Below are 23,042 nucleotides of genomic sequence, written 5' to 3'. Positions count from 1 at the left end.
GGCGACCTGGTCGTCCGGCTCCACATGCCGCAATGCTGGCCCGCCGGCATCCCCCCCAGAAGGTTCCACGTGAAACGGCGACGCATCCTGCGCCTGCGGCGATGCGTCGGCGACCTGGTCGTCCGGCTCCACATGCCGCAATGCTGGCCCGCCGGCATCCCCCGCCGAAGGTTCCACGTGAAACGGCACTGCCCCCTGGCCAGGAGGCCCTTCACTGGCATCCTGACCCGCCACTTGGGGCTCCGGGGCCTCACACACCCCGTCCGAACGGCCTGGAGGGTCCATAGCGGGGTCTGGGGCACCCACTGGTCCCTGTTCCACGGGAAACCCTCCGCCGCCCGCCGGTGGGGCTCCCGCGTCCGCCCTGTCAACCGGCACGTGGCCGGAGGTGGTCTCGCCGGTCTCCCGGGCGTCGGGTGCAGTGGCAGGCGCACGTTCCCAGTACCGATACCAGGGTGTGTCGGGCGTGGGCTGGTTCAACGGCGTGTGCCTCCCAGCGGGTGCGAACGTGGACGCCCCTCCCGACGCGGGTACGCCGAGGGGGCGGGGCCCATCGCCCGCATCGTAACAAGCCACGACGGCCGGTTGAGGGAGGCGATGACCGCTGTGTGGACAACCTCCAGCCTCAGCGCCCCTAACGCCGTCTGCGCCCGCTCGACCTCGTCCGCCCAGCGTGGGCCCTTGATGGCCGCCACCGTCCCGCCTGGACGGACAAACCCCCGGGACAGCTCCACCAGGGTGGCCATTTCGGCCACCGCCCGGCTCACCACCCCGTCGAAGCGCTCCCGGAACTGCGGCTCGTGCGCCAAGGTCTCCGCCCGGCCGGCCACCCCGGTGACGTTGTCCAGCCCCAGGTCCTCGGCGACGGTCCGCACCCACGCGACCTTCTTGCGGGTGGCGTCGATCAGCGTCCACTCCACCGCAGGGACCATGATCGCCAGCACCAAACCCGGCAACCCCCCGCCCGTCCCCAGATCCACCCACGCCTGCCCCGGCTCGGTCCCCAGCAGGGGCACGAGCGCGAGGCACTCCGCGATGTGGCGCTCGCGGACCGTGGCACGCTCACCGCGGGCGACGAGATTGTGCGGCGACGCGGCGAGTTGCACCGCAAGCCGATCCAGCGCCGCCGCCTGAGCCGGCGTCGGCTCGGGGACGCCGTCGTCGCCGGCGGGGCCTCCCTCCGCCCGACCCCCGCCCACCCGACTAGGCGTCGGCGCCGAGGGGGACCGGGACCGCCCGCTTCGCCCGCGCCCGGGACACCGCACCTCCGGTCCCTGCGGCGCCCGGCCCCTCACGCATCGCACTCCGCAATGCCCGCACAGCCATGCTCAACCCCAAACCTCATCCATGTCGTCCAGCGTTGAGGCTCTACCCCTCGGGGTGGATGACGACGCGGCGCTTGGGCTCGTGGCCCTCGCTGACCGAGGTGACCCCACCGGTGCGCGCGACCACGCTGTGCATGAGCTTGCGCTCGTAGGCGTCCATCGGCTCCAGGCGGAAGGGCTCGCCGGTCTCGCGCACCTGTGCGATCGCCTCGCGGCACTTGTCGCGCAGCTTCTCGGTGTGGCGCGCCTTGTAGCCCTCCACGTCGATGCGCACGTGGGCCCGCCGCTCGGTCTGGCGCTGGACGGCGGAGCGCACCAGCTCTTGCAAGGCCTCCAACGTGGCGCCCCGGCGACCGATCAGGATCCCGCTGTCGACGTCTTGCAGGTTCACGAACGCCTGGTCCTCGTGGACCTCGATCTCGAGGTCGCCGGGCAGATCGAACCGGTCGAGAAGGCCCTCCACGAAGTCCGCCGCGAGCTCGGCCTCCTGATCGAGCTGGTCCATGCGCTCCTCGGGCGTCAGCTCCGCCTCGACGTCGTCGCTTGATCTGGCGACGGTGACGTCGTCGGTGTCGGCCTCGGTGGCTTCGGTGGTGCTGGTCTCGGTGTCTGCCACGCCATCCTCCTGGTCATGCGTCTGGTCCCCCATCGCGGCGTGGGCCGCCTGCGGGGGGTGCTCCTCGTCGCTGATCTCTCGGGGCGTCACCCGGACATGGGCCCGGCGACCGCCCCCGAACAGACCCTTGCGGCCTTCCGCCAAAACCTCAACGGTGACCTCCGTGTCGGCATCGGACAAGCCCAACTCGGCCCGCGCCCGCTGGACCGCTTCGTCCACCGTGGCACCCCGGCCTTCTGCGCTTGTCGTCAACCCGCGGCCCTCCTGGTCCTCCGTGGCCCCTCCTGATCCTCTGGTGATGCTACGCCTGCTTCGGCTTGGGTTTCCCCGGCGCTGCCGCCGGCTCGATGTTACGGAACATCACGTACTGCTGGCCCATGGTCCAGACGTTGGTCGTCACCCAGTACAGCAGCACCCCGACCGGCAGGTTCACGGCAAACACCGTGAGCAGGACCGGCATGGCGTACAGCAGCACCTTCTGCTGGGGCTGCGCCGCCGACGCCGGGTTGCTGGCCATCATCTGCTTCTGGGACGCGAACGTGCTGAGGCCCATCAGCGCGATCAGCAGGATGACGCCGACGCCCATCTGGGCGGTGGGCACCTCGGCCAGGCTCGGGATGAGGTAGAAGCCCTCCTGGCTGAGCTCGGACACGCGGTCACCCCGCAGCAGCGTGAAGAGGGCGAAGAAGACCGGCATCTGCGCCAGCAGCGGCAGGCAGCTGGCCGCCGGGTTGACGTTGTGCTCCTTGTAGAGCTTCATCATCTCTTCTTGTTGCTTCTTGCGTCGCTCCTGGTACTTCTCCGGGTTCGCCCGCATCATCTCGCGGTCGGTCTTGTACTTGGCCTGGATCTTCTTCATCTCCGGCTGCAGCCCCTGCATCGCGCGCATGGAGCTGATCTGCTTGACGGCCAGAGGCAGCAACACCACCCGCACCGAGAAGGTCAGCAGGACGATCGCCCAGCCCCATGCCGCCAGCTCGAATACCGGCACGCCGCTGGAAATGCCGTGGAAGAACCGCAGCACCGCCTCCAGGCCGTCGATCAAGGCGTTCCAGATGGCCACGTGCTACGTCCTCTCGCTGTGGATGCGCGGGCTTCGGCGGGCACCGGACGGCGGTGGGACCTCGTCGAACCCGCCGGGATTCCAGGGATGGCAGCGCCCGAGGCGGCGCGCGGCGAGCCACCCGCCCCGCAGAGCGCCGTGCACGCGCAGTGCCTCCAGCGCGTACCCCGAGCAACTCGGCAGGAAGCGGCAGCGCGGCACCGCCGCCGCCGGCCTCGGCACCGCCCGGTAGACCCGCACCAGCTGGATGAGCACCCACGCCACCGGACCCGGCGCCGTCGCGGTGCTGCCAACGCGGGCAGGTCCCCCCACGGCGGCGGTCATGCCGCGCTCCCCGCGGCCTGGGGCGGCGTCCCCGCCTTGTCGCTCACGCGATCGAGCAGCCGGGCGACCTCGCCGGTCAGCGCCGAGAAGTCCGCGGTCAGCGCGGGGGAGCGCCCCACCACCACCACGTCCAGGCCGCGCGGGGCGCTGGTCTGGTGCAACGCCGCCCGGAGCCGGCGCTTCGCCCGGTTGCGCCGGACCGCGTCGCCGACCTTGCGCCCGACCACCACGGTCGCCCGAGCCGGCCCATCGTCGGACCGCCGGCGCGCGTGCACCACCATCGCGGGGCCGTGCGCCACGGTGCGCGCCGCGAAGACCGCACGGATATCGCCCGTGGTGTGGAGACGGTCGAAGTCAGTCATGGGGTCTCGGGCAGACACATCTCGGCAGACACATCTCGGCGGACACAATGGGGGAGCGGCGCGCGCACTGATTCCGCCACGATAGGGCGCCCGACTGGGCACCGCACCGCGGGGTCACACGCTCAGGCGGCCGCGCCCCTTGGCCCGTCGGCGGCTGACGATCGCGCGCCCTGAGCGCGTGCGCATGCGATGGCGGAAGCCGTGCTTGCGCTTGCGCTTGCGGGTCTTCGGCTGGTACGTGCGCTTCATGGCGAGGCTTCTCTCAATCTCCGGCCACTGCGGCGGACCGGCACGACGTTCGGGTGACGTTCGGGTAAGGTCCCGGCCGCCCACGTCGGCCGGTGGCGACGCACCCCTGGAGGCCCAGCGTACGGCGTCCGGGCGCAAGTCGGGAGGTGAACGCGCACCAGACGTCACACGGTCCCGCCGCGAGCAACGGGACCGCAGGCAACGCGGGACGAGTCTAGGAAGGGGGACAGGGGGTGTCAACCGACCAGATGGGCCGTCGGGACGCCTGGGGAAAATGGGTTGCCACCCCGGGGAGGCCGCTCCTATACTCCGCCCCCGTCCGACCAAGCACGCTCGGTACCGCGGCGCGAAGCAGCAGGCTCCACCCGGCGGGCCCTCCCCCAAGGAGGATCCCGGTTGACCCGGCGCGCAGCACCGACGCGGTCACCGCAGGACCACCGTACGAAGCACGGCACGCAGCTCTGCACGAAAGGTTTGTCACCGCTTTCCTGGTGCTCGCCGTCGGGTATGGCCCCGACGATGGTCGCATCCCGGTGAACCGGCTCGGCGCCGGTCCGGCAGGGGTCCATACGCCTCCGCTGGACTTGCATCCGCACATCAGAGCCGGCTGTCAGCCCGTATGCCGGCATTCGTCCACACCTGTGGAGGATGTTGTGGACAGTCACCGCCGGCCGATGGGGTTGGGTGCGCACCGCGAAGTTCGAGGAGGAGCAGTGTGTCAGACGCGATGCCGGTGGATCCGACGCCGGACCCCGACGACCTGATGGCGGTCGACACCGACCTCGACGACCTCTGGCAACGCTGTCTGGCCCACCTCCAGCACCGCCTGACCGGTCCGGCCCACCGGGCGTGGCTGAACGACACCGACATGGTCGGCTATGACGACGACACCGTGGTACTGGCCGCCCCCCACAACCTGGCCCGCGAGCAGATCACCGGTCCGTACAGCGAGGACGTGCACTCGGTCCTCGTGAGCGAGACCGGGCGGGAGGTGCGCGTGGTGGTGATCGTGGCCCCCGACGCCGACCCGTCGCCGGTCAGCGACCCCGATCCCGACCCCACGCCACCCGCACGACCCCAGCCACGCGCCCGCGCCGCCTGGGGCCCCGAGGAGTTCCCCCGCCCCGCCGCCGACCGGGACGGCGCCCTGAACGACAAGTACACCTTCGAGCGCTTCGTCATCGGCGCGAGCAACCGCTTCGCCCACGCGGCGGCCTTCGCCGTCGCCGAGGCGCCCGCCACGGCCTACAACCCGCTGTTCATCTACGGCCACGCGGGCCTCGGCAAGACCCACCTCCTGCAAGCCGTCGGCCACTACACCACGATGCTCTACCCCCACCTGCGGTGCCGCTACGTCACCAGCGAGCAGTTCACCAACGAGTTCATCGACGCGATCTCCAACGGGCGCCAGGTGTCGTTCCAGCGCCGCTACCGCGACGTGGACGTCCTGCTCATCGACGACATCCAGTTCCTGCAGTCAAAGGAGCGCACCCAGGAGGAGTTCTTCCACACCTTCAACGCGCTGCACACCACCGACAAGCAGATCGTGATCTCCTCGGACCGCCCACCCAAGCAGATCGGCCACCTCGAGGAGCGCCTGAAGACCCGGTTCAAGTGGGGGCTCATCACCGACATCCAGCCCCCCGACCTGGAGACCCGCCTGGCGATCCTGCGCAAGAAGTCGGCCCAGGAGGGCCTGCTCGTGCCCGCCGACGTCCTCGACCTCATCGCCAACAACATCCAGTCGAACATCCGCGAGCTGGAGGGCGCGCTCATCCGGGTGATCGCCCACGGCAGCCTGGAGCACACCGAGGTCAACCTGGAGATGGCCCAGTGGGTCCTGAAGGACCTGTTCCCCGACGAGGAGGACACCGCGATCGGCGTCGAGCTGATCCAGTCGGAGACCGCGGCCTACTTCCGCCTGAGCGTGGAGGAGCTGTGCTCGGCCAGCCGCACCCGCCAGCTCGTCAACGCCCGCCAGATCGCCATGTACCTCACCCGCGAGCTGACCGACCTGAGCCTGCCCAAGATCGGCCTGGCCTTCGGCGGGCGCGACCACACCACCGTGATGCACGCGAAGAAGAAGATCAGCGCGCTCATTAAGGAGCGTCCCTCGGTCTTCAAGCAGGTGCAGGAGCTCACCGGCCGGGTCAAGACCGCCGCGCGGCGACCGCAGTGAACATCGCCGCCAGGCCTGGGGACCACCGGTCGACAAGCGGTGGACAACGCCCGGCCGACCGGCGAGTTGTCCCCACCACGGCTGTGAATCCCACCCGTGTCGGGGACGAGCAGCGTTCGGTGCACACCCGCCCCACACCGCCCTCCCCACGGGGTCCCCAGCCCCAAACCGGCCGTGACCAGGCACGACAGCGTTCGTCCCCAGGTCCAGCGCCCCTCTACTACGACGAATGGTTTTGCTATCTACAACGACTATCAGTACTACGAGGACCGCGGATGTGGGGACAACCACCCCGCCTCGCGGGTGTTGCAGGGAGGTTGCGATGAAGTTCCGGGCGGAGCGCACCGAGTTCGCTGAGGCGGCGTCCTGGGCCCTGCGCACGGTCGGGGCACGGGCGACGTTGCCGGCCCTGTCGGGTGTGCGCCTGGAGGTCCTGGGCGACCGGCTGCACCTGCGGTCCACCGACCTGGAGACCTCCAGCGAGCTGTCGATCCCGGTGCAGGCCGACCGTGACGGGGTCGCCCTCGTGCCGGGCAAGCTGCTCGGCGACGTCGTCCGGTCACTGCCCCAGCAGGGGGTGAGTGCCGAGGTCGATGGCGACCGGCTGCACCTGTCGTGCGGTCGCGCCCAGTTCGACCTGCGGCTCATGCCCGCGGAGGACTTCCCGGCCCTGCCCGAGCCCGCCGACGACGCCCCCGTGGTGGCGATGAAGGCCGAGGAGTTCTCCCGCACGGTGGCCCAGGTCGCCCGCGCCGCCAGCCTCGACGACGCCCGTCCCGTGCTGACCGGGGTGAGCCTCGAGGCCACCGCGGACACGTTGACGGCCGCCGCGACGGACTCCTACCGCCTGGCGGTGCGCACCGTGCCCTGGGACCAGGGCACCGACCAGACCGTGCTCGTGCCCCGCCGGGCGCTGGAGGAGGCGCGCCGCTCCGCCGAGCAGCTCGGCAGCGAGGTGCGCATCGTGCTCGAGGCGGCGCGGGTGACCTTCACCTTCGGCGACCGCCGGCTCACCACCAACCTCATCGAGGGCACGTTCCCCGACTTCCGCCAGCTGATCCCCGCCGGGTTCGAGCGCCGCCTGACCGTGGACCGCGCGGAGCTGACCGAGGTGGTCAAGCGCGTCGCCGTCGTCGGCGACACCAACACCGCGGCCACCCCGGTGACGCTGCACCTGACCGAGGACAGCGTGCGCGTGACCGCCGGCAGCGGCGAGGTCGGCCAGGCCGAGGAGTCCCTGCCCGGCACGCTCGAGGGCGAGGACCTGCAGATCGCGTTCAACCCGCGCTATCTCACCGACGGGCTGGATGCGACGGGCGGGGAGCGCGTGCGCTTCGAGTTCCGCGACGAGCTGAAACCGGCGGTGCTGCGGCCCGCCCCCCGCGAGGGCGAGGAGACCGACACCGTCGCCGGGGACTTCCTGTACCTGCTGATGCCCGTCAGGGTGTAGCCGGTCGGCGCCGGCGCAGAGCCCGTGCACCTCGAGCGCCTCGAGCTGCGCGACTACCGGTCCTACGCCGCGGTCGACGTCGACCTCGACGCGGGCGTGGCCGTCCTGGTCGGTGAGAACGCCCAGGGCAAGACCAACCTGCTGGAGGCGGTGCATTACCTGGCCGTCGGCCACAGCCACCGGGTGGCCAACGACGGGCCGCTGGTGGCCGCGGGCGCCGAGGCGGCCGTGGTGCGGGCGGTGGCGCGCCTGGCGCCCGACCCGGCCACCCCCACGGCCCCCGGCCGGCGGCTGACCGTGGAGCTCGAGCTGCGCCCGGGCGGGCGCAACCGCATGCGCGTGAACGGCCAGCCGCAGGCGCGGACCCGGGCGGCCATCGGGCAGGTGCGCAGCGTGCTGTTCGCCCCCGAGGACCTCCAGCTCGTGCGCGGTGACCCCGGCGAGCGGCGGCGCTTCCTCGACGACCTGCTCATCCAGCGCCGTCCGGCCTACGCCGCGGCCCGCCAGGAGTACGACCGGGTGCTGCGCCAGCGCAACGCCCTGCTCAAGGCGGCCCGCGCGGGCCTTCGCGGCCGCGACCACGCCCCCCGGGCCCCGCACCCGGCCGAGGGGGCCGGCGGCGACGCCCCGGCCACCCTGGAGACGTGGACCGCGGCCCTGGCCCGGGCAGGGGCGACGGTGCTGGCCGCGCGGATCGCGGCGGTGCACGCCCTGGCCGGGCCGACCGAGGACGCCTACCGCGACCTCGTCACGGCGTCGCCGACCCGGGAGGCGACGGGCCAGGTCGCGCTGGCCTACGAGCTGTCGACCGGCCGGCGCATCGCGGCGGAGGCCGACGCGGGCGTGCCCGATCCCGCCGCCCTGGACGCCGAGCTGCGCGCCGGGCTGGAGGCGGTGGCGGACGCCGAGCGCGAGCGGGGGGTCACCCTGGCCGGTCCGCACCGCGACGAGCTGTTCCTCGGCCTGAACGACCTGCCGGCCAAGGGCTACGCGAGCCACGGCGAGCACTGGTCGCTGGCCCTGGCCCTGCGCCTTGCCAGCCGGGAGGTCCTCCACCAGGTGGGCGACGAGCCGATCGTGCTGCTCGACGATGTGTTCGCCGAGCTCGACGAGCAGCGCCGAGCGCGCCTGGCGGCGCGCTGCGACCGCTTCGGCCAGGTCCTGGTGACCGCGGCCGTGGACGACGACGTGCCCCTTTACGGGCCCCGCTACCGGGTCCGGGCAGGCCGGGTCACGCGATGACCGGCACCCGGACGACGGGCACCCGATGACCCGCCCGCGCCTGCCCCGCCGACGACGCTCCGATCCCGAGGCGGAGCTGCCCGACGCCCGCCCGGCGCGCGGCCGCGACCCCCGACCCGTGACCGAGCTGCTGCGCGACACGACCGCGGCGCGCCGTGGGTGGGCGGTGCACCTGGAGGGGGCCCGCGTCCACGGCACCTGGGCCGAGATCGCCGGGGAGCAGCTGGCGGCCCACACCGAGCCCGTGCGCCTGCACGGCGGCGTCCTGGTGGTGCGGGCCGACTCCGCGACGTGGGCCACGCAGGTACGTTTCCTCGCCGCGCAGCTGGCGCAGCGCGCCAACGCCGTGCTCGGCGACGGTCAGGTGACCCAGGTCACGGTCGTGAGCGGGCCGCTGCGCGGCGCCGACGACTGAGCGCGCATCGCCCGAGCTGGCGCGGGCGATGCCCTGCTGCGCCGGGGGTGGCGGTCCCCCAGCGGCCGCGCGCCCGAGGCGTGGTCGGCCCGCGGGGCGCCAGAACCGTCCCTGGATTCCGCGGTGAAACCGCCTCTGACCTGCGGAAACACGCTGTGGACAAGTGTGCGGTCCGCGGGGGTCTGTGGTAGGCTCGAAGGTGAGCCGCCCCACCTCTGCCCCTCGTGGCGTGACTGTGTGCGTTGCGATGGTGGCGAGCTGCGCCCATTTTCCTGACCACGCACCGGCGTGCGTCGCGAGCAGCCCCGCATCGTCACGGGGCAACTGGAGCAGACGAGCCCGTGGACGACGACCAGCAAGGCCGGCCGACGGTCGACGGCGGGCGCTACGACGCCAGCGACATCACCGTCCTGGAGGGGCTCGAGGCCGTCCGCAAGCGGCCCGGCATGTACATCGGCTCGACCGGCCCCCGCGGGTTGCACCACCTCGTCTACGAGGTCGTGGACAACTCGGTCGACGAGGCGATGGCGGGGCGCTGCAGCGCCATCGAGGTGCGGCTGCTGGCCGACGGCGGCGTGCGGGTCACCGACGACGGTCGCGGCATCCCGATCGACGAGCTGACCCACCTCGGCAAGCGCAAGTCCGCCCTGGAGGTCGTGCTGACGGTCCTGCACGCCGGCGGCAAGTTCGACAACAAGAGCTACGCGGTGTCCGGCGGGCTGCACGGCGTGGGCGTCTCGGTCGTCAACGCCCTGTCGGCGCGCCTGGTGGCCGAGGTCCACCGCGACGGGCGCATCTACCGCCAGACCTACCAGCGCGGGCGCCCCGACGGCCCGGTGGCCGCCGTCGGCGAGACCGACCGCACCGGCACGACCATCACGTTCTGGGCCGACGACCAGATCTTCGAGGTCCTCGACTACAACTGGGAGATCCTGACCGGTCGCTTCCGCGAGACCGCGTTCCTGACCGCCGGGCTGCGGATCAGCCTGGTCGACGACCGCCAGCCGGACGCCGGGACCGTGGACGTCGGGGCCGGCGCGGAGCGGCGCCTGGAGTTCTGCTACGAAGGCGGCCTGCGCGACTTCGTCCGGCACCTGAACGCCCAGAAGGAGCCCCTGCACGAGGGCATCCTGCACTTCACCGCCGCCGACCAGGACAGCCCCGCCGGGGGGCCCGCCGAGGTCGAGGTGGCGCTGCAGTGGAACGTGAGCTACCACGAGTCCATCCACACCTTCGCCAACACCATCAACACCCACGAGGGCGGCACCCACGAGGAGGGCTTCAAGAAGGCCCTGACCGCGGTGGTCAACCGCTACGCGCGCAAGACGGGCCTGCTGGCCAAGGTCAAGGGCAACGGCAAGGAGCTCGGCCTCACCGGCGAGGACATCCGTGAGGGCCTCACGGCGATCGTGTCGGTCAAGCTCGCCGACCCCCAGTTCGAGGGGCAGACCAAGACCAAGCTCGGCAACACCCCGATCCGCAGCATGGTCGAGAAGGCCTGCAACGACCAGCTGTCCACGTGGTTCGAGGAGCACCCGACCGAGGCCCGGCTCGTCGTGGCCAAGGCGGTCCAGGGGGCCGAGGCCCGCCTGGCGGCCCGCGCCGCGCGGGAGCTGACCCGGCGCAAGGGGCTGCTGGACTCCCCGTCGCTGCCCGGCAAGCTCGCCGACTGCGACTCCAGCGTGCCCGCCGACTGCGAGATCTTCATCGTCGAGGGCGACTCGGCCGGCGGCTCGTCCAAGCAGGCGCGCGACCGCGACACCCAGGCGGTCCTGCCGATCCGCGGCAAGATCCTGAACGTCGAGAAGGCGCGCCTCGGCAAGATCCTCGAGAACAAGGAGATCCAGGCGCTGATCACCGCGATCGGCACCGGCATCGGCGAGGACTTCGAGCTGGGCAAGGCCCGCTACCACAAGATCGTGATGCTGATGGACGCCGACGTCGACGGCGCCCACATCCGCACGCTCGTGCTGACCTTCGCGTTCCGCCACATGCGCGAGCTGATCGACGCGGGCTTCGTCTACATCGCCCAGCCGCCGCTCTACCAGATGGCCCCCCCGGGGGCGAAGGGCAAGGACAAGGTTCGCTTCGCCCTGAGCGAGAAGGAGCGCGACGTGATCCTGGAGGAGTGGCGCGCCGACGGCATCATCGGCGAGAATGGCAAGAAGCCCGACATCAGCCGGCTGAAGGGCCTCGGCGAGATGGACGCCCAGGACCTCTGGGACACCACCATGGACCCGCAGGCCCGCACGCTGCTGCAGGTGACGATGGAGGACGCCGCCGCCGCCGACCAGATGTTCACCACCCTGATGGGCGACGACGTCGAGGCGCGCCGCGACTTCATCGTCCGCAACGCCCGCGACGTGCGCTTCCTCGACGTATGACCCGCCCGCCGACCAGCGCCCGAGGTCCGCGCCGCGCCGGCGCGCAGCGGCTGGCGGCGCTCGCGGCGCTGGCGGCGGTCCTGGTCCTGGCGGCCTGCTCCCGCGGCGGCACCGAGCCGCTCGCCGATCCGATCAGCGTCGAGCCGACCATGCAGCCCGCCGACATGGTCGACCTGACCGTGTACTTCCGCAGCGGCGAGGGCTCGTCGGCCTTCCTGGTCCCGGTGACCATTGAGACCGAGATCACCGACGACCTGCCGCTCGCGGCGGTGCACTACCTGATCGCCGGCCCCCGCGGGGAGGACGAGTCCGGTCTGTCGGCGGCCCTGCCGCCCGAGACCCAGGTGCTCGACCTGTTCGTGGCCGAAGGCACCGCGCACCTCGACCTGTCGCGTGAGGTGATCTCCCGGGCCGCGGGGGTCAACCCCTCCGACGAGCACGAGGCCCTGGCCCTGGCCGCGATCGCCGGCACCCTCACCGAGTTCCCCACGATCGAGCAGGTGCGCCTGTCGGTCGAGGGCCACCAGACCGGCTCGCGCCGCGGCCTGGACGTGGGCGCCTTCTGGGGCGGGTGGGGTTTGCCCGAGGTCCTCGTGCGCGACGAGAGCATCATGGTCGAACCCGGCGAGGGCGACGGCGTGCCGCCCCTGGACAGCTTCTCCACCGAGGACCAGGACATCGGCGCCCCGCCCGACCAGCCCCTCGCGGTGACCCGCGTGCGGGTCCGCGACCGGGTGACCTACCTGCGGGTCATCGTCGAGCTGGCCGACGTGGGCGACCCCGACGCCTCCGCCGCCGTCCCGCCGGCGCGCGTGCGCGAGGACGGCGGTCGGATCGTGCTGGAGATCGACGGCATCGCCGCCTACGACGCCGACCTGGAGCCCGGTCAGCGGGTCGACGTCGAGGACCCGGCCTTCGACGGGGTGGTCGTGGACGACACCGACCGTCCCGACCAGGTGCGCATCACCGTGCTGCCGACGTCCCCGCGGGGGTTCTGGCTGCACGACCTGTCCAGCCCCACCCGCCTCATCCTCGACGTCAGGAAGTAGTAGCCCCGTGACCGACGACGTCGTCCCCCCCGGCAACCGCATCGAGCCGATCGAGCTCGAGGACGAGCTGCAGCGCTCCTACCTCGACTACGCGATGAGCGTGATCGTCGGGCGGGCGCTGCCCGACGTGCGCGACGGCCTGAAGCCGGTGCACCGGCGCATCCTGTTCTCGATGTTCGAGGGCGGCATGCGCTCGACCACCAAGCACCGCAAGTCGGCGGCGGCGGTCGGCGACGTGATGAAGAAGTACCACCCGCACGGCGACTCGGCGATCTACGACGCGCTGGCCCGCATGGCCCAGCCGTGGGCGATCCGCTACCCGCTGATCGACGGGCACGGCAACTTCGGCTCGGTCGACGGGGACCCGCCCGCGGCGATGCGCTACACCGAGGCGCGCCTGTCCCCCCTGGCGATGGAGCTGCTGCGCGACATCGACGAGGAGACCGTCGACTTCGTCGACAGCTACGACGGCGACGCCGAGGAGCCGGTCGTCCTGCCGAGCCGCTTTCCGAACCTGCTCGTCAACGGCAGCTCGGGCATCGCGGTGGGCATGGCCACCAACATCCCCCCGCACAACCTCGTCGAGATGACCAACGCGGTGATCGCCCAGATCGCCAACCCCGACATCACCCTCGACGAGCTGATGACGATGGTGCCGGGCCCCGACTTCCCGACCGGCGCCACGATCATGGGGCTGCGCGGCATCCGCGAGGCGTACGAGACGGGGCGGGGCTCGGTGCGCATGCGCGCCGTGGTCGACGTCGAGGACGACGACAAGGGCGCCCGCATCGTCGTCACCGAGCTGCCCTACCAGGTCAACAAGGCGCGGCTGGCCGAGAAGATCGCCGAGCTGCACAAGCACAAGCGCATCATCGGGATCCGCGACCTGAAGGACCTGTCCAACCGCCAGGGCAACAAGCTGGTGGTCTTCTGCAAGCGCGACGCGAACCCCCAGGTGATCCTGAACCAGCTGTACAAGATGACCCAGCTGCAGGACACCTTCGGGGTCAACAACCTGTCGCTGGTCGACGGGGTGCCGCGTACGCTCGGGCTGAAGGCGACCATCGGGCACTACATCGACCACCAGGTCGACGTGATCACCCGGCGCACCCGCTACCGGCTGCGCAAGGCCGAGGAGCGCGCCCACGTCCTCGAGGGCCTGATCATCGCCCTGGACAACCTCGACGCGGTCATCGCCCTGATCCGGGCGGCGGCCTCGGCCGAGGCGGCCCTGGCCGAGCTCCAGGAGCGTTTCTCCCTGTCGGAGGTGCAGGCGCGGGCGATCCTCGACATGCAGCTGCGCCGTCTGGCCCAGCTGGAGGCCCAGCGCATCGCCGAGGAGTACGCCGAGCTGTCCGAGCGCATCGCCGACCTGCGCGACATCCTCGCCCGGCCCGAGCGGGTGCGCGCGATCATCTCCGACGAGCTCGGCGAGCTGCGCGACCGGTTCGGTGACGCGCGGCGCACCCAGATCGTCCCGGACGATGGCGAGGTCGACATGGCCGACCTCATCGCCCAGACCGACGTGGCCGTGACGCTCACCCGCGCCGGCTACGTCAAGCGGGTGCCGATCAGCGAGTACCGCACCCAGCGGCGCGGCGGCAAGGGGGTGACGAGCGGGGCCCTCAAGGAAGACGACATCATCCGCGACCTGCTCGTGACCACGACCCACCACTGGCTGCTGTTCTTCACCAACCAGGGCCGGGTCTACCGGGTGCGGGCGTGGCAGGTCCCCGAGAAGAGCCGTACGGCGCGCGGCGCGTACGTGGCCAACGTGGAGGGGCTGGCGCTGGCGCCCGAGGAGCGCATCGCCGCGGTCGTGTCCGTGACCGACGACGAGCTGCGCGAGAGCACCTCCTACCTGGTGTTCGCGACGCGCCAGGGGATGGTCAAGCGCACGGCGCTGGCCGACTACGACTCGCCGCGCAGCGTGCTGATCGCGATCAACCTGCGGGAGGGCGACGAGCTGATCGGCGTGCAGGTGACGTCGGGCGGCGACGAGATCGTGCTCGTGTCGCGCCGGGCGATGGCGATCCGCTTCGCCGAGTCCGACGCCCGCCGGATGGGCCGGGACACGACCGGGGTGATCGGCATGGCGCTGAGCGCGGGCGACGAGGTGCTGTCAGCGTGCCGGACCATCCCCGACGGCCAGCTGCTCGTCGTGACCGACGAGGGCTACGGCAAGCGCACCCCCCTCGAGCGCTACCCCACGCAGCGGCGCGGCGGCAAGGGCGTGCTGACCGCCAAGCTCGTGGAGGCGCGCGGAGGTCTCGTGGGGGCGCTGGTGGCCGCCTACGAGCAGGAGATCTTCCTGGTCACCGACACCGGCACCATCATCCGCATGGACGTGGGCGACATCCGACCGACCGGGCGCTCGACGCAGGGGGTCCGGCTGATGAAGCCCTCGCAGGGCGCCAAGGTCGCGTCGGTCGCGCCCGTCATCGAGGGCGACGAGCTCGCGGAGGAGGATTAGCGTGGGCGGTTGGTCGATGCTGGGACCGCCGGCGGCGGGGGCGGCTCTTTGGCCGATCCCCGTCGGGTCGAGTACGGTGCCGCCCACCATGGGTATAGCCCCGGGACATGACGGCGCGCGCGCGGGCTGCGCGTGCCCGCGGGCCGCAGCGCACGACCGCATGGAGGATCTGTGGCGGATGGCGGCGATGTCCGCTGGTCGCCGACGGCGAGGAGGACCATGAGTTCGACGCCGCCGGGAGGGAATCGCAAGAGCCCGCCCACGCGCCCGCTGTACTGGCCGGAACGTCGCGACGGGGCGCCGGAGAAGCCGCCGCCCAAGGACGGCGAGGCCACCGACGCACGCCGCGAGGCGCCCAAGGGCGCCCCCGAGGCAGCATCGCGTGCAGCCGACGGGGAGCGTTGGTCGCGCCCCGGCGGGGGACCGCAGCGCCAGCGCCCCGAACGTCCCGGGCGGCCGGACCGTCCCGCGCGTCCCGAGCGCCCGGAGCGCCCGGCGGGAGCTCGCCAGCGCCCCGAGCGTCCGGGGCGCCCCGAGGGTGAGTCATCGCCCGGCGAGCGGCCGACCGTCGGACCCAATCGCCTGCAGCGCCCGCAGCAGGCTGCGCCCGAGCGCGCTGCGCCCGGGCAGACCGAGCGCGCCGGGCCGGAGCGCGCCGCACCGGAACGTGCCGAGCGGGCTGCCCCCGAGCGCCCGCAGCGGGCTGGCGCCGGGCAGACCGAGCGCGCCGCGCCCGAGCGCCCGCAGCAGGCTGCGCCGGAGCGTGCCGAGCGGGCTAGCGCCGAGCGCGCCGCGCCCGAGCGCCCGGGACGCGCTCTTGGCGCGTCGCCCGCCCGCCAGCCCGAGCGCCCGTCGTCGCCTGCGTCTGCCCCGCGCCCAGCTGACGCCACGGAGCCCGCGGCGCGGAAGCCAGCGCCGCAGGGCGATCCCAACCGGGTCATGCCCGTGCCGGGAGCCAACCGGCAGGAGCCGCGCCAGGCCCCCGACCGCCAGCGTGAGGCCCAGCCGGTCTCGGAGCGCACGCAAGGCCGGCAGCGCCCGTCGCCGACGTCCGCGGAGGCCGAGCGTCCCGCCCGGACGCGTGGGCAGGCCGCGGCGCAGGGCGAGCGCCAGGCACGGACCCGTGGGTCCGCGCCCGCGGAGGCCGAACAAACGGCACGAGTGCAGGCGCCGGCGCCGGCGGAGGCTGAGCGCCCCGCGCGGGCCCGGGGGCAGGCACCGGCGGAGACCGAGCAGACCCAGCGGACCGCGGGGGCCGCCCGGGAGCAGCGGCCACAGGCGGCGGCCGCCACGGCGCCACCGGCGGCGCGCCCCGGCCGACCGGCTCCCGGCCGGGCGCGCCCAGGCACCCGCGAGCGGCGGCCTGCCCAACCGGGCCAGGAAGCGACACCGGCCGCGCCCGGTGCGCGGGGGCCCGCTCGTCGACCGCTGCGACGCCGCTCGACCGTCCACAAGGTGGACCCCTGGTCGGTCCTGAAGCTCAGCCTGCTGTTCTACTTCTGCGCCCTGCTCGTGTTGATGCTGGCCCTGACGGTGTTCTGGGCGGTGGTCAACCAGCTGGGCTTGGTGGACCGGTTGACGGAGTTCCTCGCCGATCTGCAGCTGGTTGTGGAGATCCGCGGGGGCATGATCGCCCGCGCGGTGTTCCTGATCGGCTTGCTGAACGTGGTGCTGTGGAGCGGGATCAACGTCTTCCTGGCGTTCCTGTACAACCTCATTTCCGACCTCGTCGGCGGTTTGCGGGTCACCTTGTACGACGACGAGTAGCCGTCCCGGGGGCGTGCCCGCGGTGCGCGTCCCCCCGTGCCGGGCTACACTGCCGTGCGCACACGGGCCATTAGCTCAGCCAGGTTAGAGCGCACCCCTGATAAGGGTGAGGTCCGAGGTTCAAGTCCTCGATGGCCCACTGCCGTACTCCTCTGAAGGAGGATCCCCATGCGCAAGCTCGCGCTGTTCGCTGCCCTTGCCGGAGTCGTCGCCGCGGTGCTGAAGAAGCAACGGGACCGTGAGCTCGACGAGGCGATCTGGGAAGAGCCCCGCGACCTCTAGCCGCGCTCCGGGGGCGCCGCCCCCACACCTGCCGGGCCCTTAGCTCAATTGGTAGAGCGCCACCTTTGCAAGGTGGAGGTCGCCGGTTCGATTCCGGCAGGGTCCACCCGCAAAACCGCTGGTCTCCCCAGTTTCACGGGATCGCCTCCGCACCGCCGACCCGACCGGCCCCACCACCGCAGCCAGCCGTTTCGCACCAAGGCGGACGCGCAGGTCTTCGCCGCCCAGGTGCGCACCGACCAGGCCACCGGCCAGTGGATCTCCCCCGACGCCGGCCGTGTGCCGCTGGGCAGTGGGCCGACGAGTGGCTGGCCGCCTACGTCGGGCGTGCCGCGTCCACGCAGGCCGGCGTGCGCTCGGTGCTGCGGGCGCACATCCTGCCCCGCTTCGCCGACCGGCCCCTGATCTCGATCACCCGGTTCGACGTCGGGCGCATGGTCAACGAGATGGTCGCCTCCGGACGCTCCCCCGCGACCGCGGAGAAGGCTCTGCGGGTGCTGAGCGTGGTCTTCGCCGGGGCGGTCGACGCTCGCCTGGTCCGCGACAACCCCTGCCGCGGTGTGCGCGCCCCGCGCGCGATCAGCCGCCATGAGCCCCGGTTCCTCACCCCCGGCGAGGTGGAGAACCTCGCCGCGTGCGTGGCGGCCCCCTACGACCTGCTCGTGCGCTTCGCCGCCTACACCGGCCTGCGCTGGGGCGGTCGCCGCCGTCCAGGTGGGCGACGTCGACCTGCGGCGCGCGGTCACCGTCTCCCGATCGCTGGAGCGCCGCGGGACCGGCAAGGACACCAAGACCCATAGCCGCCGGGTCGTGCACCTCGAGGCCGCCCTGGCCGAGGAGGTCGGGACGCACGTCCAGGCAGGCAATCTGTGGCCGGCAGACTTCCTGTTGACGGCCCCCTCGGGCGGGCCGCTCAGCTACACCAACTTCCGCCGTCGTGTGTGGCGCCCGGCGGTCCTGGCCTGCGGGCTCGACCCGGCGCTGCGCTTCCACGACCTGCGCCACACGTGCGCCTCCTGGCTGATCGCCCGAGGCGGGACCGCCCGCGCGGTCATGGCATGGATGGGCCACTCCACCGTGCGCGCGACCTTCGACCGCTACGGCCACCTGTTCCCCCACGAGCTCGAAGACCTCGCGGCAAGCCTCGCCGACCTCCGCAGTAACCCCGACGCCTTCGGCCGCAGCCCCGCGACGCTCGCCCCCATCACCCCATCGAGAGAGAAGACCCATGCGCTCCCGACCGATCCGCCGACGCCTCCTGACCCCACCCCCAGCGCACCGTCACCAGAAGCGCGAATCCATGGCTATGCGGCGACACAGACTGGCAACATGTGTTGCAGGGCTGACGCCCGTCAGCCGAGGCTGACACCGCCATGGCGTATGTGCACCGCACCGACCCGGAGCTGCGCCGCGCTCTGGAGCGCTGGATCGGCGCCGAGCAGGAGGGCATGACGCGCCTCGAGGCCGTCCGCCTGGCGGCCGAAATCGGCCGGCTTGCCCACGAGGTCCTCGACCAACGCGTCCTGGAGGCCCGCTCCTTCAACGACAGCTGGGCCCACATCGCCCACGCGGTCGGCATCACCCGCCAGTCCGCCCACAAGCGCTGGCGCCACCTGGAGGAACCGGCCCGCGCCCTCGCCGAGGAGCGCCAGGCCCGGTTTCGGTCGTCGTGGCGGCCGCCCGAAACGACGTGGCCGCCGCCGGGACCACGGTAGTTACCAGAGGTCAGAGTTCGCTCGAAGTTGGCCATAAGCTCGGCGCCCGCCTCAACGACATCGCCGAACACTGGGGCTTGAGCCGCTCCGAGCTGCTGCGCTGCGGCCCGGTGGCGATCCTGGCGGGCCGAGAGCCGTGCGCGCCGACGAGGCATTGGAGGAGGCGTTACGGGCGGACACCGCACGATTCGTCCCTCGTTGAGGCCGCGGCTCTGCCGGGGCCACAAACAACCCCCGAGATGCGCCGGTACGCGAGGCTCCGGGCGGTCTGCGAGGCCCAGCGTGTCGCAGCATCCTTCAACATCGTTGATTGAGGCCGGGCACGGCGTAGCATCGGGCGATGGACAAGGCTGTGACGACGCGCCGCGACGTGGCGCCCGAGATACCTGACGACCTGAATGCGCGGGGGAGCGTCAAGGCTCGGGGTGTGGTCAGGCTGCCGCGACGGGTCAACTGGAGTGAGACGGATCCGACGTATGACCTGGCTGACCGCCGGCAGCGCGCGCTGGTCTACGAGCAGGTCCTGTCGGAGGGCACAGCGGAGGATGTGCGCTCGTTCATCGATGTCGATGACCTCGTTGACCTGTGGGAAGAACTGGTACTGCCGCGTGCTGTCAGCCAGGCGTGGATCGCCTGGATCGCTCAGCGCCGGGGTGTCGTCCTAGTCGACTGGCGCGAGCGTGCACGCCAACGTAGTCCGCGGCCTTCCAGGTAGTGGCCCTCACGGTGTTGCAGGAGCGTCTGGCCGCGCTCGTAACCGGGTTGGCTGAGTCAGACGGGTTCGTGCTGGCTGGCGGGGGCGGGCTTGCGGCGCATGGTTTGCTCGAGCGACCTACCCGCGACCTGGACTACTTCGGTCCTCCTGACGAGCCGGCCGGGGTCCACCGGCTTGCTGACGCGCTTGAGCGGACGTGTATCGCTGAAGGCCTCGAGGTACGCCGCGAGCGGGAGGCCGATGCGTTCGTCCGTCTTACCGTGCAGGACGCGCAGGACGGCTGCGAGGTGGACATCGCCATTGACTACCGGGCACTGGGGCCGGTGGCGACCCGTTACGGTCTCGCGCTGGACCTTCGGGAGCTGGGCGCCAACAAGGTACTGGCCGTCTTCGATCGTGCGGCGCCTCGTGACTTCCTCGACCTGCAAGAACTGACGAAGCGGTTCTCGCTGTCGGAGCTCATCGCGCTGGCGGCGCAGAAGGACCCTGGCCTTGACCTGGATGTACTTGACCACGCCATGGACCAGGTGCGGCGCATCCCGCCGGAGCGGTTGGGCTTAGACGACGCCGCCTACCGGGCTCTGCGAGCGACGGTTCATCGCTGGCAATCGACCGTCCGTCAATTGCGTGATACAGACCTTGCCGTGGGCCTTGAACGGCTGGACGGCCCCGACTCAGGGATCGACATGGGATAGGGAGGGTGGCACCGATCGAGCCGTCCACGGGGTAAGACCGGGGTAAATCCGGGTAAAACCCAGCGTCACAGGGGGGTATCGGGCGGCAGAGGAAGGCATTGGCATTGTGCCCCTGAGTCGAGTCGACCTGCGATAATGGCGCTGACCAGGAAAGACCACAGCGGCGCGATCCGCCTTTGCAAGGTGGAGGTCGCCGGTTCGATTCCGGCAGGGTCCACGCACGTCTTCGCTTCGGTGGTTATCCCCAGGATGGGGCCGGCGGGGCACATCACCGATCCGGCAGGCGCCCAATCCGCACCGAGCAGGCCGCCGGCCAGTGGATCCAGACGGGCCGGGCTCGGTGTCGCTCTGCGCCCAGGGATGTCGTGCGTGCCCTTCGAGGGATCAGTGCGTGAGGTCGCGGATCAGCCAGTCGACGGCATCGTCGGGCGCGGGGTCGTAGGAGCAGCGCAGCCCGGTGCGGATCGAGCGGTCGAGATGAGCGGCGAGGTCGGGAGCGAGTGGCTCGACGCGTTTGATGGCATCGCGGATGCGGGCGCTGACCGACTTGCGGGCGCGTTCGGCGGGATCGTTGGCCCCGGCTCGGGGTTGGCCGCCGAGGCGGGTGGCGCGACGGATCTCGGCGAGAATGTCCTCGCGCTCGATGCGGAGCTGTTCGACCCGGCCAGGGTCGCGGTGTTCGGCGGCCTGGTCGATCTCGGCGTCGAGGTCGAGGAGGTGGCCCCGATAGGCGGTGAGCGCCTGCATGTCGATGATCGTGTCGGTCATCCCTGCCGCGGTGCCCGGGATCCCACTGGCGAGTTGGAGGGCGGGCACGTCGGTCCCCTGCTGCTGGATGAGTGTTGCGATGTCGTTCATGCCTTTGCGGTCGGTGATGGTTGCCTGTTCTCCTCGCCAGCTGATCGTCCAGAAGCCGTGGTTGCGGGTGAGCTCGGCTCGATCGCCGGTGCCAGCTCGTCGCTGGTCGGCTTTTCCTGTGCGGTCCGGACGGTCGAGCTCGGCGAGCAGTCCTTCGCTGAGTGCTGCCCAGGTGCGCGCGCCGAGCCGTCGAGCGTTGTCGAGCGATTGCTCGGCGAGTCGGCGGGCACGATCCTCATCCCCCAGTGTTCGCGCCAGGATGGCTGCCGGGTACGCGAACGGGCCGGCGAACGCGACGACGGCGCCGTTGACACCGCAGTCACCGGCGAGCGGTTCGATCTCGTCCAGCAGCTCTTGGCAGAGCACTTGATGGTCGCAAGCGGCTGCGGCTTCAGCGAGATGACCGATGAGCACTGAGCGGAGGTACGAGCCTTCGTTGGTGAGCCCGCCCGCCTCGGTGACCATCGCGATCTCGCGGGCAGCCGATCCGAGGTCGCCAGCGCCGGCGTAGGCGCCTGCGGCGACGGCGTGGGCGAGTACCGGCGCGCCCGTCCACCACTCGACTGCGTCGTGTGCGAGGCGGACGTGCTCGTCGCGGTCGTCGAGCACACGGGCCAGCGCCACCCGTTGGGACATCAGGACGTTGCCGGTGTCGGGTTCGTGGATCGCTGTGCCGACGTCGGCGGCGTGGTGCATCAGGTCGCGGGCGGCGTCGCTGTCGCCGTCGAGCAGGGCGAGCGCAGCGCGTCGTGTCAGCACCATGTACCGATCGCGGGGTTCGGCGCGGGTGTCCAACAAGCCGAACCAGCGGTCGAGCACCCGGCGGAAGCCAGCTGACCCGGACTCGAGCAGACCGTTGGCTTGGAGGATGAGCCCCTCTGCGAGACGGTCGGTGTCGCCGAGGCGGGCGCCCACCTCCGCGATCTCCTGTGCCAGCACGGCTCGCTGTGCGCCGGTGCCGGGTTCCCACAGTGCGTCGTGTCGCGCGAGCAGGCAGGCGACCAGGGTCTCGTCGTCGTCGGCCTGCCGGCCCAGCTCGAGGGCCTGTTCGCTGAGCGGGCCTGCCCGCACGCGGTCTTCGTCGACCGAGTGCTGCAGCTCCCGGGCCAGGGCAGCGGTGACTTGCGCCTGGCGGATGATGTCGACGCCGGTGACGGCGTCGAGCGCTGCGGCGAGCTGGGTGATGATGGCGTCTCGGGGTGCCGCGAACTTGGCCCCGAGTCGTTGAACGGCCAGGGCGACATCGGCCTGTGCTGGGGCATCGGGAGCGAGGTGTCCGGCCGTGCCGAGCAGGACGCGGGCAGCGTCGGGGTCGCCTGATCGAGCCTGGCTGTCTGCCTCTTCCATCAGCAGTCCGACCAGGGTCGCCGCTTCGATCGGGACGCCTGCGTTCCACGCGGCCAGCCGGACCCTCCGGATGTGCGCGGCCGCTTCGTCGAACGCCGAGCGGCGTCGCTCGTCGGCAGCCGCCCGGCGAGCCCAGTGCACGGCCTTGCCGGAGCCGTCCACCACGATGGCAAGAGCGAAGTGCTCGGCCACCTCGCCGGGACTGCCCGGCGCGCCGGTCGCGAGCCGTGCCTCGAGCGCCTCGCCGACCTGGGAGTGCAGTGTCGTGCGTGCCGCAAAACCGAGAGCGCCGTAGACCGTCTCGCGGAACAGATCATGTGCGAACCGCACCTCGCCGGTCGCGGCGACGTGGAGCAGCCCGGCTCGGATCGCCGGATCCAGCAGTTCCATGATCGTGCTGAGCGAGCGTCCCGTCACCGCGGCGAGGACGTCGGGCAGGAGGTGGTTGCCGAGCACGCTGGCTGCGTCCAGGACGCCACGGGTCTCGTCGGGCATCAGGGCGAGCCGGCGCTCGACGACGCCGGTCACCGCG

At 71.8% G+C, this 23,042-nt stretch carries 21 protein-coding genes and 3 tRNA genes; 16 read left to right on the top strand and 8 right to left on the bottom strand.

The annotated features are described in order from the left end of the window. Positions 1-476 precede the first annotated feature (476 nt). The 6 genes from rsmG to rpmH all read right to left on the bottom strand — a co-directional run bounded on the left by rsmG (position 477) and on the right by rpmH (position 3,939). Entirely contained in the window at positions 477-1,199 is a 723-nt protein-coding gene (gene rsmG, locus WD250_17380) for a 16S rRNA (guanine(527)-N(7))-methyltransferase RsmG (GenBank protein ID MEX2621986.1), read from the bottom strand. Between the two features lie 169 nt (positions 1,200-1,368). Continuing rightward, on the bottom strand, positions 1,369-2,193 hold the full coding sequence (gene jag, locus WD250_17375) for an RNA-binding cell elongation regulator Jag/EloR (GenBank protein ID MEX2621985.1): 825 nt from the start codon (positions 2,191-2,193) through the stop codon (positions 1,369-1,371). A gap of 49 nt (positions 2,194-2,242) precedes the next feature. Then, entirely contained in the window at positions 2,243-3,004 is a 762-nt protein-coding gene (locus WD250_17370) for a YidC/Oxa1 family membrane protein insertase (GenBank protein ID MEX2621984.1), read from the bottom strand. A 3-nt stretch (positions 3,005-3,007) separates the two neighbouring features. Beyond that, positions 3,008-3,328 (bottom strand): membrane protein insertion efficiency factor YidD, encoded by a 321-nt coding sequence (gene yidD, locus WD250_17365; GenBank protein MEX2621983.1) that lies wholly within the window; start codon positions 3,326-3,328, stop codon positions 3,008-3,010. Next, complete coding sequence (rnpA, locus tag WD250_17360; GenBank protein MEX2621982.1) at positions 3,325-3,690, bottom strand: ribonuclease P protein component; 366 nt, start codon at positions 3,688-3,690, stop codon at positions 3,325-3,327. Before rnpA ends, yidD begins: the two co-directional genes overlap by 4 nt. Positions 3,691-3,804: 114 nt before the next feature. Next, entirely contained in the window at positions 3,805-3,939 is a 135-nt protein-coding gene (gene rpmH / locus WD250_17355; GenBank protein MEX2621981.1) for a 50S ribosomal protein L34, read from the bottom strand. Between the two features lie 733 nt (positions 3,940-4,672). On the opposite strand from rpmH, the gene dnaA reads away from it, so the two are divergent. The 7 genes from dnaA to gyrA all read left to right on the top strand — a co-directional run bounded on the left by dnaA (position 4,673) and on the right by gyrA (position 15,131). Then, complete coding sequence (gene dnaA, locus WD250_17350; protein ID MEX2621980.1) at positions 4,673-6,118, top strand: chromosomal replication initiator protein DnaA; 1,446 nt, start codon at positions 4,673-4,675, stop codon at positions 6,116-6,118. A gap of 322 nt (positions 6,119-6,440) precedes the next feature. Then, positions 6,441-7,568, top strand: a complete 1,128-nt coding sequence (dnaN, locus tag WD250_17345) for a DNA polymerase III subunit beta (GenBank protein ID MEX2621979.1) — start codon at positions 6,441-6,443, stop codon at positions 7,566-7,568. A 24-nt stretch (positions 7,569-7,592) separates the two neighbouring features. Further along, on the top strand, positions 7,593-8,810 hold the full coding sequence (recF, locus tag WD250_17340) for a DNA replication/repair protein RecF (protein MEX2621978.1): 1,218 nt from the start codon (positions 7,593-7,595) through the stop codon (positions 8,808-8,810). A 25-nt stretch (positions 8,811-8,835) separates the two neighbouring features. Beyond that, on the top strand, positions 8,836-9,225 hold the full coding sequence (locus WD250_17335) for a DUF721 domain-containing protein (GenBank protein ID MEX2621977.1): 390 nt from the start codon (positions 8,836-8,838) through the stop codon (positions 9,223-9,225). A gap of 341 nt (positions 9,226-9,566) precedes the next feature. After that, positions 9,567-11,609: a DNA topoisomerase (ATP-hydrolyzing) subunit B gene (gene gyrB, locus WD250_17330; protein ID MEX2621976.1), complete on the top strand. Its 2,043-nt coding sequence runs from the start codon at positions 9,567-9,569 to the stop codon at positions 11,607-11,609. After that, on the top strand, positions 11,606-12,658 hold the full coding sequence (locus tag WD250_17325; GenBank protein ID MEX2621975.1) for a GerMN domain-containing protein: 1,053 nt from the start codon (positions 11,606-11,608) through the stop codon (positions 12,656-12,658). Before gyrB ends, WD250_17325 begins: the two co-directional genes overlap by 4 nt. Positions 12,659-12,665: 7 nt before the next feature. Continuing rightward, positions 12,666-15,131, top strand: a complete 2,466-nt coding sequence (gene gyrA / locus WD250_17320) for a DNA gyrase subunit A (GenBank protein MEX2621974.1) — start codon at positions 12,666-12,668, stop codon at positions 15,129-15,131. Positions 15,132-15,674: 543 nt separating this feature from the next. Here gyrA and WD250_17315 read toward each other — a convergent pair. Then, positions 15,675-16,157, bottom strand: a complete 483-nt coding sequence (locus tag WD250_17315; GenBank protein ID MEX2621973.1) for a hypothetical protein — start codon at positions 16,155-16,157, stop codon at positions 15,675-15,677. Here WD250_17315 and WD250_17310 point away from each other — a divergent pair. The 9 genes from WD250_17310 (at position 16,071) to WD250_17270 (ending at position 20,522) form a co-directional block, all read left to right on the top strand. Then, complete coding sequence (locus WD250_17310; protein ID MEX2621972.1) at positions 16,071-16,898, top strand: DUF3566 domain-containing protein; 828 nt, start codon at positions 16,071-16,073, stop codon at positions 16,896-16,898. The two genes, WD250_17315 and WD250_17310, sit on opposite strands and share 87 nt — an antisense overlap. A gap of 64 nt (positions 16,899-16,962) precedes the next feature. Then, positions 16,963-17,037 (top strand) — tRNA-Ile (locus WD250_17305). 176 nt (positions 17,038-17,213) lie between these two features. Beyond that, a tRNA-Ala gene (locus WD250_17300) sits at positions 17,214-17,286 on the top strand. Positions 17,287-17,434: 148 nt separating this feature from the next. Next, a complete protein-coding gene (locus WD250_17295; GenBank protein MEX2621971.1) occupies positions 17,435-17,980 on the top strand; it encodes a hypothetical protein in 546 nt (181 codons plus the stop codon). After that, positions 17,895-18,632 (top strand): tyrosine-type recombinase/integrase, encoded by a 738-nt coding sequence (locus WD250_17290; protein ID MEX2621970.1) that lies wholly within the window; start codon positions 17,895-17,897, stop codon positions 18,630-18,632. Before WD250_17295 ends, WD250_17290 begins: the two co-directional genes overlap by 86 nt. Then, positions 18,629-18,895, top strand: a complete 267-nt coding sequence (locus tag WD250_17285) for a hypothetical protein (GenBank protein ID MEX2621969.1) — start codon at positions 18,629-18,631, stop codon at positions 18,893-18,895. The genes WD250_17290 and WD250_17285 overlap by 4 nt, the downstream gene beginning before the upstream one ends. A gap of 340 nt (positions 18,896-19,235) precedes the next feature. After that, positions 19,236-19,610, top strand: a complete 375-nt coding sequence (locus tag WD250_17280) for a hypothetical protein (GenBank protein MEX2621968.1) — start codon at positions 19,236-19,238, stop codon at positions 19,608-19,610. Further along, on the top strand, positions 19,610-20,305 hold the full coding sequence (locus tag WD250_17275; protein MEX2621967.1) for a nucleotidyl transferase AbiEii/AbiGii toxin family protein: 696 nt from the start codon (positions 19,610-19,612) through the stop codon (positions 20,303-20,305). The genes WD250_17280 and WD250_17275 overlap by 1 nt, the downstream gene beginning before the upstream one ends. A 148-nt stretch (positions 20,306-20,453) precedes the next feature. Next, positions 20,454-20,522: transfer RNA gene (locus WD250_17270), tRNA-Ser, on the top strand. Between the two features lie 167 nt (positions 20,523-20,689). Here the strand turns inward: WD250_17270 and WD250_17265 are convergent. Beyond that, positions 20,690-23,042, bottom strand: a 2,353-nt coding sequence (locus WD250_17265) for a hypothetical protein (GenBank protein ID MEX2621966.1), incomplete at its 5' end; no start/stop codon positions are given.

Source organism: Egibacteraceae bacterium (assembly GCA_040905805.1).
GTDB lineage: Bacteria > Actinomycetota > Nitriliruptoria > Euzebyales > Egibacteraceae > DATLGH01.
Note: the sequence above shows the minus strand (reverse complement) of the source record. Positions and strands in the feature narration are given on the sequence as shown.

What these genes read in the sequence shown, in the direction of transcription:
- WD250_17280 (MEX2621968.1), top strand. Translation starts at nt 19,236, where the DNA reads ATGGACAAGGCTGTGACGACGCGCCGCGACGTGGCGCCCGAGATACCT.
- dnaN (MEX2621979.1), top strand. Translation starts at nt 6,441, where the DNA reads ATGAAGTTCCGGGCGGAGCGCACCGAGTTCGCTGAGGCGGCGTCCTGG.
- WD250_17325 (MEX2621975.1), top strand. Translation starts at nt 11,606, where the DNA reads ATGACCCGCCCGCCGACCAGCGCCCGAGGTCCGCGCCGCGCCGGCGCG.
- WD250_17310 (MEX2621972.1), top strand. Translation starts at nt 16,071, where the DNA reads ATGCCCGTGCCGGGAGCCAACCGGCAGGAGCCGCGCCAGGCCCCCGAC.
- yidD (MEX2621983.1), bottom strand. Translation starts at nt 3,328, where the DNA reads ATGACCGCCGCCGTGGGGGGACCTGCCCGCGTTGGCAGCACCGCGACG.
- rnpA (MEX2621982.1), bottom strand. Translation starts at nt 3,690, where the DNA reads ATGACTGACTTCGACCGTCTCCACACCACGGGCGATATCCGTGCGGTC.
- rpmH (MEX2621981.1), bottom strand. Translation starts at nt 3,939, where the DNA reads ATGAAGCGCACGTACCAGCCGAAGACCCGCAAGCGCAAGCGCAAGCAC.
- WD250_17335 (MEX2621977.1), top strand. Translation starts at nt 8,836, where the DNA reads ATGACCCGCCCGCGCCTGCCCCGCCGACGACGCTCCGATCCCGAGGCG.
- WD250_17285 (MEX2621969.1), top strand. Translation starts at nt 18,629, where the DNA reads ATGACGCGCCTCGAGGCCGTCCGCCTGGCGGCCGAAATCGGCCGGCTT.